The following is a 15,031-nucleotide window of genomic DNA, read 5'->3' as shown; positions in this document are numbered from 1 at the left end:
GCACAAAGACACCAGGATATCACTCACTTTGTGTCTTAGTGGTTAAAACTTTACTAAGTTTCTTTTTACCATATAAGAAATGTAAGAACATATAAGACATTGAGCTTATATGTAACTTATGTGTCTTATATGGTTTATTTTTTTGCGCTATATCACAAGGCACTAAACTTTGTGTTCTTTGTGACTTGGTGGTAGTATCTTCTATGCTTTGTCGTCATTCCCAACTTGATTGGGAATCCTAATGCCATGTTAGGGGGTATAGGTTTCATTAAGATTCCCGCCTGCGCGGGAAAGACGACCGTTTTTAGCAATCTTACTATAAGGTTATGCGAGCGCTTTAATTGCTTTCCCGAGGTCGGGACAGGCTATCGGCTGAAAAAGCCTTCTTGCATCCGGTAGCTGTCGGATGACGATACCTCGAGTGAGCCTACCTATTCACCCAATCCTCATAACTCATCTCAAATTTCACTTCGCCTTTATTTACCATACCCACGTTTTTCCAGCCCTGGCGGGTATAAAATTCTTCTGCACGGGTGTTGGGCGATGTACCCAGCCAAACTGGCTCATGCGTTTGATCAAAATACCAATCCATCATTAAGTGGTGCAATTCTTTGCCTATGCCTTTACCTTCAAATTCTGGCCGGAGAAACAAAGCCCAAATGTTATGTTCTTTCAGATCAACAATAGAGAAACCAACTAGTTCTCCATGTACTTCGCACACCCAACCTTTGCCACGCTGCGTAATAAATTCTTCGCAATCTTTGTCAGTAACCAATGCCGGATCTGACAAAGTGTTCTCTTTTACGGTATGTCTGACAATTTGTATGGCAGGTATGTCAGTCGTTTTTGCCTCGCGGAAAATCATTTTTAAAAGTTCTTGAGAAAATTAATTTATTTGAAAAAGCCTCTTAAATGCTTTAATCGTTGATTATCAGCTACGAAACTAAACAATAAAATGTTTATGACAAATGAATGATTGTCAATTCTTGAATTGGTTCTACATTTGCTTAACGGTGTTAGATTATTTACACCTTATATTCCAAGTCATGGGAAGTAAAGAAAGAATTCTACGTTTAAAAGATGAAACCAGAACAAAAATTCTGGATGCTGCCTTGAACATTGTTCAAACAGAGGGCTGGCAGGCATTGAGTATGCGTAAAATTGCCGACCAGATCGAATATACTGCACCAATTATTTACGAATACTTTTCTAACAAAGATGGCATCTTACTGGAACTCACCAGGAGAGGATATTTAATGTTGGCCAAAGATATCCGCGAAGCCAGGGATAAACACGAATCTCCGGAAGATAAAATGGAAGCCATGTGGATTGCCTACTGGAATTTCGCCTTTGCCCACAAAGAATTTTACCAGTTGATGTACGGTGTAGATATGGTTTGTTGTACCGTTAAAAATTCAATGCCCGAAGCCGAAAACGTAGGCGGTATGTTGGGCGACGTAATTGAATCCTTGTTTGTGAAAAAACCAGTATCTGATGATGATATCTGCATGAAGTATTACACTTATTGGTCTATCATCCATGGTTTAATTTCCATCAATCTGGTTCGCCCGAATGGAAGAACAACAGACGAGTTAAACCAACAAATTTTAAAAGATGCCATCAAGGGCATTACATTATCTATTAATAGTTAATTTTTTTTACAAAATAATTTAACACTGTTAAATTATTTATACACACTAATTCCAATTAAATTTAATCATATGAAATCTCTACATCGCTTGTACCCATTGCTTAACACTGTTAAACAATTTAATAGCATTAAGTTATTGTTAACAATTTCTCTTCTATCTATAATTTTGGTGAGTTGTAAGTCGTCTCCTGATCAGGCTGCAGCTGCACCACCGCCACCACCACTGCCCGTAAGTGCCATTAATGCGAGTACAGAAACTACGTATATTGAATATCCGGCCTCCATTCAGGGTGCTGTTGATATTGATGTACGTCCGCAGGTGAGCGGTTACCTACAAAGCGTTTTGGTTAACGAGGGCGCTTATGTAACTGCAGGGCAAACACTGTTCAAAATCAATGAAAACCCTTACCGCGAGGCTTTAAACAATGCCAAAGCGAGTTTACATGCTGCAGAAGCGGCTATTTTAAACGCTCAACTGGAAGTTGATAAGTTAACACCACTTGTTCAGAATAAAGTGGTTTCTGATTTTCAGTTAAAAACTGCTAAAACAGCCTATAAAATTGCGCAGGCAAATGCCGAACAAGCCAGAGCCAGTGTGGCTTCGGCACAGATTAACTTAGGTTATACCAATGTTAAGGCTACAGTGAGTGGTTACATTGGCCGTATCCCTAAAAAACAGGGAAGTTTAGTTTCTCCGACAGATCAGATTGCTTTAACACAGTTATCTGATATCCACGAAGTACATGTTTATTTTGCTTTGGCAGAAAACGACTTCAATAATTTTAATGCAAACTACCCAGGTAAAAGCCCTGCCGACCGGATTAAACATTTGCCGGCTGTAGAACTTTTACTGGCCGACAATTCTGCTTATCCAATTAAAGGCAAGATCGACATGATCGACGGTCAGTTTGATAAAAACACAGGTGCCATTACTTTAAGGGCAAGTTTCCCTAATGCAAGTGGCGTTCTTCGCTCGGGTAATACGGGTAAGATCCGTTTGGGTTTACAGCACGATAATGCCATTCTGGTACCGCAGTCATCAACGGTAGAAATGCAGGATAAAGTATTTGTATTTACCGTAGGCGACAGCAGCAAAGTGAAAAAACAATCTATTACCATTGTTGGTAAAGCTGGCGAAAATTACCTGGTTAAAGACGGGGTAAAAGTTGGCGATCAGATTGTGTTAAGCGGGGTTGATAAATTACAGGAGGGCATGGTGATCCAGCCTCAAAAAGCAGCAGATAAAGTAGCTGTTGCAAAAACAAAAAATTAATAAGACCATAAAATCTAAAAAGTCATGTTTCAGAAATTTATAGACAGGCCTGTACTTTCGACTGTTATTTCCATCTTATTGGTAATAGTTGGTATACTAGGCTTAACAAAGTTGCCCTTAGAGCGCTTTCCAAATATCGCACCTCCGTCGGTATTGGTAACCGCGGTGTACCCTGGGGCCAATGCCGAAACGATTTTACGTTCGGTAACTCCATCATTGGAGGAAGCAATTAATGGTGTAGAGAACATGACGTACATGACCTCCAGCGCCAGTAACGACGGTACTTTGGCGATTACAGTTTACTTTCAACAGGGTACCAACCCCGATCAGGCAGCTGTTAACGTGCAAAACCGTGTTTCGCAGGCCACAAGCCAGTTACCTGCAGAGGTTGTACAATATGGTATAACCACTACAAAACAGCAAAATAGCTTTATTGGCGCTATCGGTGTTTATTCGGAAGATCCAAAAAAATACGATGCCGTTTTTGTAAATAACTATGCACAGATCAATATCATTCCCGAACTTAAACGTATCCCGGGTGTAGGTTCGGCCAGTGTATTTGGTGGTATTAAAGATTATTCAATGCGTATTTGGTTAAACCCAAGTCAATTGGCCACTTACAAAATTACACCCAATGAAGTGATCACAGCCATTCAGGACAAAAACCTGGAAGCAGCACCTGGTCGGTTTGGAGAAAGAAGTAGTGAAGCGTTTGAATATATCATTAAATATAAAGGCAAGCTTACCAAACCAGAGGAATATCAAAATATCGCGATCCGTTCTAATTCTGATGGTTCTATATTACATTTAAAAGATGTAGCCCGTGTAGAATTGGGTGCGTACAGTTATGGTAGTGTAAACCGTTTAAACGGACATGATGGTATTACCATTGGTGTAATCCAGTTATCGGGCTCTAATGCCAACGAAATCCAGATTGCTATTGATAAACTGTTGGCCAAACTATCAAAAGATTTCCCCGTGGGCATTAAATACAATCAGTTTTACCGTACCAAAACCGATCTTGATGAATCCATCAACCAGGTACAGCACACTTTGATAGAAGCCTTTTTACTCGTATTTATCGTTGTATTTATCTTCCTTCAGGATTTCAGGTCTACTTTAATCCCGGCTATAGCGGTTCCGGTGGCGATTATCGGTACTTTCTTTTTCATGCAGCTGTTCGGCTTCTCTGTTAACCTTTTAACACTTTTTGCACTTGTACTGGCCATAGGTATTGTGGTAGATGATGCGATTGTTGTGGTGGAAGCGGTGCATGCCAAAATGGAAGAAAACCCTTCGCTTAGTCCGAGGGCGGCAACTACAGAGGCAATGAATGAAATTACCGGGGCTATTATATCGATTACACTGGTAATGGCGGCAGTATTTTTACCGGTTGGTTTTATGACGGGCTCAACAGGTATTTTCTACAAACAGTTCGCCTTAACCATGGCTATCGCCATCATTATATCGGCTGTTAACGCCTTAACTTTAAGTCCTGCGCTGGCAGCCTTATTTTTAAAGAATAAACATGCCGAAGGCGGTCATAACGCGCCTAAAAAAGGTTTTGTAGAAAAGTTTTATGCAGGCTTTAACGGTGGTTTCAATTATATGACTAACCGTTATGTTGGCGGCTTAAAAGTGCTTATCCGTAACAAATGGATCAGTATGGGCGGACTTGCCTTAATCGTTCTGGTAACCATTTTCCTTGTAGGTAGAACAAAAACAGGCTTTATCCCAACAGAAGATCAGGGTTTTGTGGCTATCGCTGTTGCCAGTCCATCAGGAACATCATTAGCCAATACCAATAAAATATTAAAACAAGCAGAAGAAGAGTTAAGGGCTATGCCATCAGCAAGATTTGTGATGTCGTTGGCTGGTTATAACTTTTTAACCGCATCCAACAGTCCGTCAGCTGGTCAGATTTTCTTATTGTTAAAACCAAACGACGAAAGAGGGGCAGTCAAAAATATCGATGAGATACAAAATATAGTAAGGGCCAAAATGGCGGCCATATCTGCCGGTACCTTCTTTGTATTCAGTTTTCCAACCGTTCCGGGCTTTAGTAATGTGGAGGCCATGAACGTGATGTTACAGGATAAAACGAATGGCAGGCTCGATAAATTTAGTGGTGTAGCGAATAACTTTATTGGAAAGTTAATGGCGAAACCGGCTATTGCTTATGCTTTTACTTCTTATAAAGCAGATTATCCGCAGTTACAATTAGATGTTAACGAAGAAAAGGCCGATCAGTTGGGTGTAAGCAAAAAAGATATCTTACAAACCATGCAGACTTATTTTGGTACTGCGCAGGCATCAGATTTTAACCGCTTTGGTAAATATTACCGTGTAGTGGTTCAGGCTGATGTTGCCGACAGAACCGATCCTGCAAGTATCGATCGCGTATTTGTTAAAAACAAGGCAGGAGAAAGTGTGCCAATCAGTACCCTGGTTAAATTAACCCGTGTGTACGGTTCTGAAACGGCTTCGCGTTATAACCTGTTTAATTCTATCGAAGTAAATGCCATCCCTAAACCAGGCTTCAGCTCTGGTGATGCGATTAAAGCGATAGAAGAAACCGCCAGAGAACAATTGCCAACCGGCTATGCTTACGAATTCTCAGGACAAACACGTGAGGAAATTTCTTCAGGCGGACAGTCGACAGTGATATTCCTGCTTTGTTTGGTGTTTGTTTACTTCTTATTATCAGCACAATATGAGAGTTACATCCTGCCATTGGCGGTAATCTTATCTATCCCTACAGGTGTATTCGGTGTGTTTGTGGTATTGGGTTTAACCGGTATCGAAAATAACATTTATGTACAGGTAGCGCTGATCATGCTTATCGGCTTGCTGGCTAAGAACGCCATCCTGATTGTGGAGTTTGCCGTGCAGCGACGAAAGGCGGGACTCAGTTTGGTTGACTCGGCTATAGAAGCAGCGCGATTAAGGATAAGACCGATCATTATGACATCACTTGCCTTTGTGTTTGGTTTATTCCCGATGAGCATTGCAACAGGTCCATCGGCACAGGGTAACCACTCCATCAGTATCGGTGCCGCAGGAGGTATGGTATCGGGTGTAGTTTTAGGTTTATTTATCATTCCGGTACTTTTCGTCATCTTCCAGGCCTTACAGGAAAAAATATCAAAAAAATCAAGAAATGAAGTTGTTCACCACAATGGAGAACCTGTAAATAATAATCATACAGTTTATGAAACGGTTTAATCTAATTACCATCCTGCTCCTTGCTTTAATCTGGAGCGGATGTTCGGTTTCGAAAGATACAGCTTTGCCAAATGTAGCGCCAGGCTTGTTCAGAAACGCATTGCCTAAAGATTCTTCGAGTGTTGGCGGTATGCCATTGAAGAGTTTTATCAACGACCTTACTGTTCAGAATTTAATTGATACGGCTTTGGTTAAAAATTACGATATGCAGATTGCATTGAAAAATATCGATGCTGCTGAAGTATTGTTCAAACAATCGAAACTGGGTTATTTACCTGAACTGAAATTGCAGGTAGCGGCAAGCTCTAGCCGTCCGTCTGATAACAGTTTAAATGGTTTAAGCCTTAACCAGTTTACAGGCTCAACACACATCGAAGATTATAATGCTAATCTGGGCGTGGTTTGGGAAGCCGATATCTGGGGCAAAATCCGCAATCAAAAAGCTGGCGCTCTAGCCAGTTTTTTGCAGACAGAAGAGGCACGTAAAGCAGTTCAAACACGCTTGGTGGCTAACGTTGCGCAAGGTTATTACAATTTGTTAATGCTTGATGCGCAATTGGAAATCGCGAAAAAGAACTTAAAACTGAATGATAGCACATTAAGGATTATCAATTTACAGTTCGATGCCGGTCAGGTAACTTCATTAGCGATACAGCAGGCGCAGGCGCAACAGTTAAATGCGGCACAGTTGATCCCCCGTTTGGAGCAGAATGTAACCTTACAGGAAAATGCTTTAAGTGTATTGATCGGTACTTTGCCTAAAACCATTAACCGCGAGAGCCGTTTAGATAAAATGAATATTCCGCAAGACTTAAATGCAGGTTTTCCTTCATCGATGTTAAGCCGCAGGCCTGATATTAAAAGTGCCGAACTGGCGCTTACCATTGCCAATGCAAAGGTTGGTGTAGCGAAGGCAAGTTTATATCCATCGTTGGTAATTACCGCAAGCGGAGGCATCAACTCTTTTAAAGCGAGCAACTGGTTTAATGTTCCGGCATCGTTGTTCGGTTTGGTTGGGGCAGGGATCACGCAACCCATTTTTCAAAGAGGTCAGTTAAAAACTTCTTTAGAACTGGCTAAAATCGACCGTGAGAAATCGGTGATCCAGTTCCGTCAGTCGGTATTGAATGCTGTTGGCGAAGTTTCTGATGAGTTAACGAAAGTAGAGAAGTTAAAAACACAATACAGCATTGCTGAAAAAAGAGCACAGACTTTACAACAAGCATCGAAAAATGCCAGTTTGTTGTTTAAAAGTGGTATGGCTAATTATCTGGAGGTAATTACGGCGCAAGGTAATTTATTGCAGAGCGAACTGGAGTTAACCACAATTAAAACAGAGCAGTTAAATGCAGTTGTTGGTTTGTACCGTTCGTTAGGCGGCGGCTGGCAGTAAAATAAAGGGAAACCTAAAGGTATTTAAGACCTTATAGGTTTGTAAAAACACGAGGGACGTTTTGCAATAGCAGGATGTTCCTCGTGTTTTTTATTATACAATGGTTTGTCATCCTGAGGTACGAAGGATCTCTGCGTAATTAACCACTTATCTTCGTTTATGCAATATTCCTAATACATTCATCATTCCCGTGCAGGCGGGAACCTTAAAGTACTAGCTATTTTTTTTGCGGCTTGAATCTCTAGAAGTGGTGCTGTTTGAAACTATGGGGGACACTCCCCTCCTAATTTAGGAGGGGTTAGAATATTACTCTTGCCCTTACTCGAGCTTGCCTCGGCTACCGATGAAAAATCGGCACAGGTCCACCGTCGCCGAGTGGGCTCTTTCTTTTGGCTTGGCCCAAAAGAAACAAACCTGAGCACAGCGAAAGCATGCCTGCTATTAAAAACAACAAACAAGAAGGCATAACTGAAAGGCTTGCATCCGTTTTTATGTGATCATATTGGTTTTTATAAGTATAAAAGATTGCTGCGAAATTTTTGTAAAAACCTACGGAAATCTTAATTGCAGCAGCATCCAGGCTGACCCTTGCTTATTCCCAACGCTCCCGCTTGATCCTGCCTTGGGCTGTGGGGTTGTGATGGGGAGGTACAAAGATTTCCGTTCTTTTTCCTGCGAAAATCTGCTATGCCGGATAGCATGGGGAATATTGCAGGGTGCCGTAATTTGTTTTTTTAGCCCTTTCCCTTTCATGGTAAAGGTGCCGATAGGCGCCTGTGTGCCCTCGGTGTTTTACTTTGTGTCCTCTGTGGTTAAATTGCCTTCTGTGGTTAATTCTTGAGCTTTAACCGATTTCAAAAACACGAAACCCACCACACCTGATAGGATCGAGGCGGTTAGAATCGCAAACTTCGCTTCCGAAACATGCAGCACCTCGCTAAAAGAAAGTAGCGCAATAAAGATCGACATGGTAAAACCGATTCCGGCGAGCATACCTAAACCTAAGATGTGTTTCCAGCCTGCTCCAGTGGGTAAATCGGCCCATTTTAATTTCACGGCTAACCAGCTGAAAAAGGTTACGCCAATGGTTTTACCCACGAATAAACCTACGATAATGCCGAGACCTAGAGGAGAAACCAGTCCAGCGAGCATTTCTTTTTGGAAAGTAATATTGGTATTGGCCAATGCAAAAATTGGCATAATGATGTAGTTTACGGGCGTGGTTAAGAAATGTTCAAGTTTTTCTAAGGGTGATTGGATATTGGTTTCATTGGTGGGGATGGTGAATGCCAGTAATACCCCTGCAATGGTGGCATGGATGCCCGAGTGGTGGATGAAATACCACAGGAATATACCAGGAATGAGGTAGAACAGGAGTTTCTTTACACCGAAATAATTCATTAAGCCTAAAAGAACTAGGATACCTCCAGCCATGGCCAGGTATTCGAAGTGAATCTGGTGGGTATAAAAGATCGCAATTACGAGAATGGCACCAAGATCATCTACAATGGCTAAAGCGGCCAGAAATATTTTTAAACTGGTAGGCACGCTTTTACCCAACATGGCGATAATAGCGAGGGCAAACGCGATATCTGTTGCCATGGGGATACCCCAGCCTGCGGCAGTTTCAGTACCTTTATTAAACAAAAAATAAATTAAAGCAGGTACAAGCATGCCGCCGAGTGCTGCAATTACAGGCAGTGCTGCACTTTTCATCGAGGAGAGTTCGCCTTCTACGAGTTCTCGTTTGATTTCGAGTCCGACGAGGAGGAAAAATATAGCCATTAAGGCGTCGTTTATCCACGTTAAAATGCTATAGTTAATAGCGCCGAAGCCTAATTTAGTTGCCAAAAAGGCTTCGAAACTTTCTTTTGAGGAGGTATTGGCTATAATTAAGGAGATGGCCACGCAGATTAATAACAAAAAACCACCTACTTGTCCGGAGCGGAAGAAACGCTGAAATACTTCTAGATTGATTAATTTAGGCATAATGGTAAAAATAGTAAAAGGGAAGGGAAAAGGGGAGGTTTTTTGTGAGAAAATCTATTATTTTAATGGTAAGGATTTAGGTTTCAATTGGAAGTCATCTAAAGGACGTATTAGGAGAATATATCGTCATCTCAACTTGATTGGAAATCTTAACGCTTTAATAAAATTGTTTTGGTTAGTAAGTAACATTAAGGTTCCCGCCTGTGCGATATTGATGATAATGGAGGAGAATTTAGCAATTAATTAAAAATTCTTCATTGCATTTAGCATCAACAGTAATTACGCGCAGAATTGTATAGGTCCTGTTACAATTAATCTTATTTGGAATAATTTTTTAAATTAGCATATATTAAAAAACCTGATAAGCTTATGGAAAATCTAAAAGAAGAAACCAAAATCAAAGCTTTCCTCACCAGGATAAAAGCAGAGTGGCCAGGAGTGGTAGAACGCTTTGAGTTTAAAACAGGCAGTGTAATTTACGTTCATTTAAAGGAAGGCATATCGAGTATGGATTTTCTCGGTAAACTTTCCAGACAGGTAGAACGTTTTGTCGATTTCAGTATGCCCATTATCTTGTATCATATTGAGAGTGATGGCATGAACTTAAGGTCGCACCCAATTAATTGGTATTCTTCCATTACGCAAGGAAAATCTTTTTAATGCCCGTAAACACTCGTGGTTAATACCTTAGACTGTAAAATAGCAGCCATAATCTTTACAGTTGTAATCTTTTTGTGCACAATTAACAATTTTATTTGCCAGTAATTTTGGTTTTTGGGTTTTAATCCTATTTTTGGTTTTTAATTTAAAAACATCCAGTATAATGAAAAACGGAACAGTAAAATTTTTTAACTCAGAAAAAGGCTTTGGCTTTATTAAAGAAGAAAGCGGATCTGAGATTTTTGTGCATGCATCAGGCCTGATTGACGAAATCAGAGAGAATGATACAGTTGAATACGAAGTTCAAGAAGGCAAAAAAGGCCTTAATGCAGTGAAAGTAAGAGTTGTTTAATTCTTTCCCCAAAAGATTTTGAGCAGGATTTAGTCCTGCTTTTTTTTGCCCTGATATTTTATTACGCTATCGAAACCGGGTACACCATTTACTGAACAAAAAGGTTGAAAAAATTTCCTTCTCATTTCTAGCTGATTACCGATCTGAGCTGCTTTACACGCTATCTCTATAGTTGTTTTTTGAATTGGATTTTTATTTTTGCTAATGTCGATCTAGTCGGCCGGAACCAAACAAATTAAATATTTTTGCAACTTTCTATTTTTTCAATTCAGGAACCTGTTATAAACAACAAACCTCTTGATCGGGGTACTTTTATGGCTGCAGCACAGTTTGTAACAGCACTTAACTTTGCGGGCGAATTTGAGCTCTTAAGTTTATCGGCCATGAATACACAGGTTGGAGCAGCTAAAAAGGGCGGATTGGTATTTGTACGGAATGGAAAGTTGAAAATGCATCCCGAAATCTACGATCATTTATCCCTGATATCGATATCTTCCATCTGTGCAGGAAGTGTTTATTTCCATGGCCGTGATAAAATTGCTACAGAAATTGTAAATCTCCCTTATAAGGATGGCCTTTTAAACTTAGCAGGTGCTGAAGAGGATTATATGGCCTTTAAACGTTTATGCAGCCCTGTTTCACGGTTTTTTTTGTTACAGGCTAAAAAAGTACAATGGTCTGCAATCTTATCTACATTTAGGTTTTTTATGATGGAAGGCATTTGGAATGTGGTTAATTTTGTTGCCCATGCACTGCATCAGGCTGATGCCGATGTACTCGCCTGTGCACAGCTTTTAGAAAGCATGCAAAAACAGGAATGGTACCCAAGTTTTTGCCAGTCGCTACAAGATTTCCACACCTCTCGTTATCCTTTAACGAAAGTAGGTTTAGAATCAGAACTACCAGAGATGGCTTAAATTATTTCAGATAATTTTCTAATAAAGTACTTATTTCATCTCCAATAGCTCTATTACCCATGTTATTGAGTTTTTGCTGAGAAGAATTGTGTTTTTCGATATATGTAGCCTCTGTTTTATTGAATTTAAGATAACCCTGCTCAAAATAACGTTCTTCAATTTCGGTAGAAGAATCCATCGATCTGAACCATAATTTAATCAATGAGCCTGTAATTTTATCGAAGTAAAGCCAGTGGTAGGTCGCTTCTGCATCTGCATTATCGGGCAGACCAAGACGCTGAATTTCTAGAATAGCGGTATCAGAATTTTGGAAAAAGTATAAAATCTTATATTTAGACGACATGCCGCAAAAATAGGACTTAATTTTTGATCACAAAAAACATTTTTGCTGTTTAGATTTAATATTTGTTGACAACCGTGTTGATCAGGATCTGTGATCTTGACCATTGATTTCCGGATTTATAATCCGGCGTATAGTTCCAAAGCATTGCTGCAAGAATTTGAAATCCTGTTTAGCTTAAAGATTCTTCACTGCGTTCAGAATGACAGATCAGTAGAGGATTACAAATCCAGATTAACTCATCCGCCAATTTATTTAATGTTTCTCGCCTTTAATTACCTTAAATAAATGCAAAACCTGAGGAAATAAGGCTTCCATACTTTCTTCTACAGCACTTTTCGACCCTGGGAAGGTAAGTACCAATGTTTCTCCGATAAAACCCGCTACACCACGCGAAAGCATGGCATAAGGCATGCGTTCCTGTCCGTAACGTCTCGCTGTTTCCATAATCCCATCGATATTGCGGTCAATTAAAGGAGCAATGGCCTCTGGAGTTACATCGCGGGGTGAAAGGCCAGTTCCTCCGGTAAAAATGATCAGATGATAACCACTTGCACTTAATTCACTGGCTTTATCCCGAATGATGTTGATCTCGTCAGGCACGATTTCATACTTCCCGGCATTGATGTCCCATTGGGCTAATCTCGAAATAATCGCTTTGCCAGAGCTATCCTGGACTTTGTTTTCGAAAATAGAATCCGAACAAACTACAACAGCCGCTTTTAGTTCAGGGAATTTGGCATTTTTAAGGTCAGATTTTCCTCCCGATTTTTTTAATAACCTAATGTTTTCTATTTCAACGCCTTTATCAATCGGTTTTAACATATCGTACATGGTTAAAGCCGTAACCGAGGCACCATGCATGGCTTCAACTTCTACACCTGTTTTGTAAATGGTATGTACTTCAACCGTAATAATGATGGTTAAACCCACAATTTCATAGGTAATAGCGGTATATTCAATTGGAAGCGGGTGACAATCGGGAATTACATCACTGGTTTTTTTTACGCCAAATAATCCCGCTGCACGGGCAAATTCAAATACATCGCCTTTGGGAATTTTACGCTGTTCAACAGCATCAATGGTTTCTTGCTTCGATACCTTTACAGTAGCGGTTGCAATGGCAATCCTTAAGGTGTTGGATTTTTTTGTGATGTTTACCATATTAAATATTTTCTTTCCACTGATGCGTTTCGTCTTCGAATATTTCTTTTCCCCAGATCGGTAATTCTGCTTTTAACCGGTCTACAACTTCACTACAGGCCGCCATTGCGGGTTTACGGTGTGCCGACGAAGTGAAAACAAAAAGGCAGATTTCGCCTGTTTTAACTGTGCCCAAGCTGTGGTAAATATGCATGCAATTGAGTGGATATTTTTCGAAGATTTCTTCCCTGATCTGATGCATTTTTTCGAGTGCAAGGTCTTCATATGCGGTATATGCTATCGCTGCAACAAATTTGCCTTTAATATCATCTTTTCTTACCTGACCCATAAAAATACTATGGCCGCCAATAGCTGTTTTGCTGTTGTGTTTGGCAATACTGTTGGCTATAAAAGCAGGTTCGATTGGGCCATTTACAAATATGTTCTTTATTTTTTTTTCGCTCATGTTAGGGTTTGAGAAAATGATCTCTCCATTTTACAATACCACCTTTTAAACTGTATATTTTTTTTGCATCGCCATATTTTTCCTGCATGGCCTCTGCTGCGGCTACACTTCTGATGCCGTGTTGGCAAACCAGAACCACATGCTTTTGGTAAAATTCTTTACTCATAAAGGCGCCAAACTCCGACATTGGTACCTGCGTAAAGATCTGTTTATCCAATATGGGTACTTCGTGCCTTTCGCGTACGTCGATTAAAATTGTAGATTCTAACTGCTGAAGTTTAATCAGTTCGCTTGCATCAATTTCTTTATATCCCTGTGGCCCTTCGCTCGTATCCTGATAATCCATATTTAAAAATTCATCAACAGTTTTGGGTAGGGTATAACCGCCTCCGTGACTGATTTCGATGGTATATTGTTCTTGTGTAAGTAAGTTGTAACTTAAAATTTTATTGGTGAGCGGCTGCCCGATTTTGGCAATCAGTTTAATGGTTTCTGCGGCTGCCATGGTACCCAATATGCCTGGTAATACACCTAAAACGCCATTTTCGGCACAATTGGCTATTTCTCCTTTGTCGGGTGGAATGGGGAAAAGATCACGGTAATTGGTGCTTGGCGTTAAATGATCAGGGGCGTTAAATATGGCCAGCTGACCTTCAAAACCTGAAACTGCAGCAAATATAAGCGGTTTGTTTAATAGTGCACAGGCATCGTTAATCAGGTACCTGGATTCGAAATTGTCCGTACCATCCAATATGTAATCGTATCTGGATAAAATATCGAGAATATTATTTTTTTGCAAGCGGATGGGGTGGCGGATAATCCCGATCTGGGTATTCATCTCCTGCAAGCGCTTTGCTGCAATCTCTACCTTCAGCTTTCCAATATCTGCTGTACTGAAAAGAATCTGTCTATGTAAGTTGGATAATGAAATAGTATCGTCATCAACAATACCGATATGGCCAATGCCGGCAGCAGCGAGATATTGCAACGCAGGACAGCCCAAGCCACCAGCACCAATTACCAATATTTTTGCCCTTAAAAGCTGCTGTTGTGCTTCCTCTCCAAATCCCTTAAGGATAATCTGCCTGTTGTATCGTTCTGCACTCATATGGTTTATCCCCCAGAAAAAGGTGGCATTATGGCTATTGTAGCATGGTTGGTAATTTCGGTATTTTCCTGAATGATATTTTTGTTCAAGGCAAGTTTATATTTCATGTTTTTTAAAGCAGGAAACTGGTTTTCGAGGTACTGTTTAAAAGCATCGGTATCAGCAATGCCATCAACCTCAATATTTTGATTGTTGATAAACTCGGCAATCTTGCCAAAAATGATCAATTCGATTTTCATGCTGCTAATTTACCTTTAAGATGCTGATTTTACTTAACCCTTTTACAAATCTTCTTGTTTTAGCTAAATTGCCCAAAGTAAACCTTTAATATTTTTAATATTGTTTTTCGCTGCATCAAGTGGTTAAAAATCGTCATACTATTCAAATTAACGGATTTATAAGTGCTTAAATTGTCTAAAGTGATCGTTAACGGAACTTTAACCTTTCCTTCGATTACAAATTGCTTGCACTCTTGTGCTTTTACAGCAAAACTTAAAAATAATAAGGCGGTGAT

At 40.1% G+C, this 15,031-nt stretch carries 14 protein-coding genes; 7 read left to right on the top strand and 7 right to left on the bottom strand.

Annotated elements, in window-relative coordinates; all coding sequences use genetic code 11:
• Window positions 1–427: 427 nt before the first annotated feature.
• A complete protein-coding gene (locus EYS08_RS08980; protein ID WP_131029709.1) occupies window positions 428–865 on the bottom strand; it encodes a GNAT family N-acetyltransferase in 438 nt (145 codons plus the stop codon).
• A gap of 181 nt (window positions 866–1,046) precedes the next feature.
• Here EYS08_RS08980 and EYS08_RS08975 point away from each other — a divergent pair, with 181 nt between their 5' ends.
• The 4 genes from EYS08_RS08975 (at window position 1,047) to EYS08_RS08960 (ending at window position 7,542) form a co-directional block, all read left to right on the top strand.
• The gene (locus tag EYS08_RS08975; RefSeq protein ID WP_131029708.1) at window positions 1,047–1,652 is read left to right on the top strand and encodes a TetR/AcrR family transcriptional regulator; all 606 of its coding nucleotides are present in this window, start codon (window positions 1,047–1,049) and stop codon (window positions 1,650–1,652) included.
• A 69-nt stretch (window positions 1,653–1,721) separates the two neighbouring features.
• The gene (locus EYS08_RS08970; RefSeq protein ID WP_131029707.1) at window positions 1,722–2,924 is read left to right on the top strand and encodes an efflux RND transporter periplasmic adaptor subunit; all 1,203 of its coding nucleotides are present in this window, start codon (window positions 1,722–1,724) and stop codon (window positions 2,922–2,924) included.
• A gap of 24 nt (window positions 2,925–2,948) precedes the next feature.
• Complete coding sequence (locus EYS08_RS08965) at window positions 2,949–6,149, top strand: efflux RND transporter permease subunit (protein WP_131029706.1); 3,201 nt, start codon at window positions 2,949–2,951, stop codon at window positions 6,147–6,149.
• On the top strand, window positions 6,136–7,542 hold the full coding sequence (locus tag EYS08_RS08960; RefSeq protein WP_131029705.1) for a TolC family protein: 1,407 nt from the start codon (window positions 6,136–6,138) through the stop codon (window positions 7,540–7,542). Before EYS08_RS08965 ends, EYS08_RS08960 begins: the two co-directional genes overlap by 14 nt.
• 792 nt (window positions 7,543–8,334) lie before the next feature.
• Here the strand turns inward: EYS08_RS08960 and nhaA are convergent.
• The gene (gene nhaA, locus EYS08_RS08955; RefSeq protein ID WP_131029704.1) at window positions 8,335–9,531 is read right to left on the bottom strand and encodes a Na+/H+ antiporter NhaA; all 1,197 of its coding nucleotides are present in this window, start codon (window positions 9,529–9,531) and stop codon (window positions 8,335–8,337) included.
• A gap of 369 nt (window positions 9,532–9,900) precedes the next feature.
• On the opposite strand from nhaA, the gene EYS08_RS08950 reads away from it, so the two are divergent.
• The 3 genes from EYS08_RS08950 to EYS08_RS08940 all read left to right on the top strand — a co-directional run bounded on the left by EYS08_RS08950 (window position 9,901) and on the right by EYS08_RS08940 (window position 11,460).
• A complete protein-coding gene (locus EYS08_RS08950; RefSeq protein ID WP_057933358.1) occupies window positions 9,901–10,191 on the top strand; it encodes a hypothetical protein in 291 nt (96 codons plus the stop codon).
• 163 nt (window positions 10,192–10,354) lie between these two features.
• Window positions 10,355–10,543: a cold-shock protein gene (locus EYS08_RS08945; protein ID WP_025142821.1), complete on the top strand. Its 189-nt coding sequence runs from the start codon at window positions 10,355–10,357 to the stop codon at window positions 10,541–10,543.
• Between the two features lie 245 nt (window positions 10,544–10,788).
• Window positions 10,789–11,460, top strand: coding sequence for a hypothetical protein (locus EYS08_RS08940; RefSeq protein ID WP_131029703.1), 672 nt, complete (start codon window positions 10,789–10,791; stop codon window positions 11,458–11,460).
• A gap of 1 nt (window position 11,461) precedes the next feature.
• Here EYS08_RS08940 and EYS08_RS08935 read toward each other — a convergent pair whose 3' ends face one another.
• The 5 genes from EYS08_RS08935 to EYS08_RS08915 all read right to left on the bottom strand — a co-directional run bounded on the left by EYS08_RS08935 (window position 11,462) and on the right by EYS08_RS08915 (window position 14,756).
• The gene (locus EYS08_RS08935) at window positions 11,462–11,803 is read right to left on the bottom strand and encodes a hypothetical protein (RefSeq protein WP_131029702.1); all 342 of its coding nucleotides are present in this window, start codon (window positions 11,801–11,803) and stop codon (window positions 11,462–11,464) included.
• 252 nt (window positions 11,804–12,055) lie between these two features.
• Complete coding sequence (gene moaCB / locus EYS08_RS08930; RefSeq protein ID WP_131029701.1) at window positions 12,056–12,964, bottom strand: bifunctional molybdenum cofactor biosynthesis protein MoaC/MoaB; 909 nt, start codon at window positions 12,962–12,964, stop codon at window positions 12,056–12,058.
• 1 nt (window position 12,965) lies between these two features.
• Window positions 12,966–13,409 carry a molybdenum cofactor biosynthesis protein MoaE gene (locus tag EYS08_RS08925; protein WP_131029700.1) on the bottom strand — a complete coding sequence of 148 codons (444 nt, stop codon included), beginning with the start codon at window positions 13,407–13,409 and terminating at the stop codon, window positions 12,966–12,968.
• A 1-nt stretch (window position 13,410) separates the two neighbouring features.
• A complete protein-coding gene (locus tag EYS08_RS08920; RefSeq protein WP_131029699.1) occupies window positions 13,411–14,517 on the bottom strand; it encodes a ThiF family adenylyltransferase in 1,107 nt (368 codons plus the stop codon).
• A 5-nt stretch (window positions 14,518–14,522) separates the two neighbouring features.
• On the bottom strand, window positions 14,523–14,756 hold the full coding sequence (locus EYS08_RS08915; RefSeq protein WP_131029698.1) for a MoaD/ThiS family protein: 234 nt from the start codon (window positions 14,754–14,756) through the stop codon (window positions 14,523–14,525).
• Window positions 14,757–15,031 lie beyond the last annotated feature (275 nt).

The sequence above is a fragment of the Pedobacter kyonggii genome, assembly GCF_004310665.1.
Classification (GTDB): Bacteria; Bacteroidota; Bacteroidia; order Sphingobacteriales; family Sphingobacteriaceae; genus Pedobacter; species Pedobacter kyonggii.
Note: the sequence above shows the minus strand (reverse complement) of the source record. Positions and strands in the feature narration are given on the sequence as shown.

Bases quoted from the DNA above. Each gene is read 5' to 3' on its own strand.
- EYS08_RS08980 (WP_131029709.1), bottom strand. From the start codon at position 865: ATGATTTTCCGCGAGGCAAAAACGACTGACATACCTGCCATACAAATT.
- EYS08_RS08975 (WP_131029708.1), top strand. From the start codon at position 1,047: ATGGGAAGTAAAGAAAGAATTCTACGTTTAAAAGATGAAACCAGAACA.
- EYS08_RS08970 (WP_131029707.1), top strand. From the start codon at position 1,722: ATGAAATCTCTACATCGCTTGTACCCATTGCTTAACACTGTTAAACAA.
- EYS08_RS08965 (WP_131029706.1), top strand. From the start codon at position 2,949: ATGTTTCAGAAATTTATAGACAGGCCTGTACTTTCGACTGTTATTTCC.
- EYS08_RS08960 (WP_131029705.1), top strand. From the start codon at position 6,136: ATGAAACGGTTTAATCTAATTACCATCCTGCTCCTTGCTTTAATCTGG.
- nhaA (WP_131029704.1), bottom strand. From the start codon at position 9,531: ATGCCTAAATTAATCAATCTAGAAGTATTTCAGCGTTTCTTCCGCTCC.
- EYS08_RS08950 (WP_057933358.1), top strand. From the start codon at position 9,901: ATGGAAAATCTAAAAGAAGAAACCAAAATCAAAGCTTTCCTCACCAGG.
- EYS08_RS08945 (WP_025142821.1), top strand. From the start codon at position 10,355: ATGAAAAACGGAACAGTAAAATTTTTTAACTCAGAAAAAGGCTTTGGC.
- EYS08_RS08935 (WP_131029702.1), bottom strand. From the start codon at position 11,803: ATGTCGTCTAAATATAAGATTTTATACTTTTTCCAAAATTCTGATACC.
- moaCB (WP_131029701.1), bottom strand. From the start codon at position 12,964: ATGGTAAACATCACAAAAAAATCCAACACCTTAAGGATTGCCATTGCA.
- EYS08_RS08925 (WP_131029700.1), bottom strand. From the start codon at position 13,409: ATGAGCGAAAAAAAAATAAAGAACATATTTGTAAATGGCCCAATCGAA.
- EYS08_RS08920 (WP_131029699.1), bottom strand. From the start codon at position 14,517: ATGAGTGCAGAACGATACAACAGGCAGATTATCCTTAAGGGATTTGGA.
- EYS08_RS08915 (WP_131029698.1), bottom strand. From the start codon at position 14,756: ATGAAAATCGAATTGATCATTTTTGGCAAGATTGCCGAGTTTATCAAC.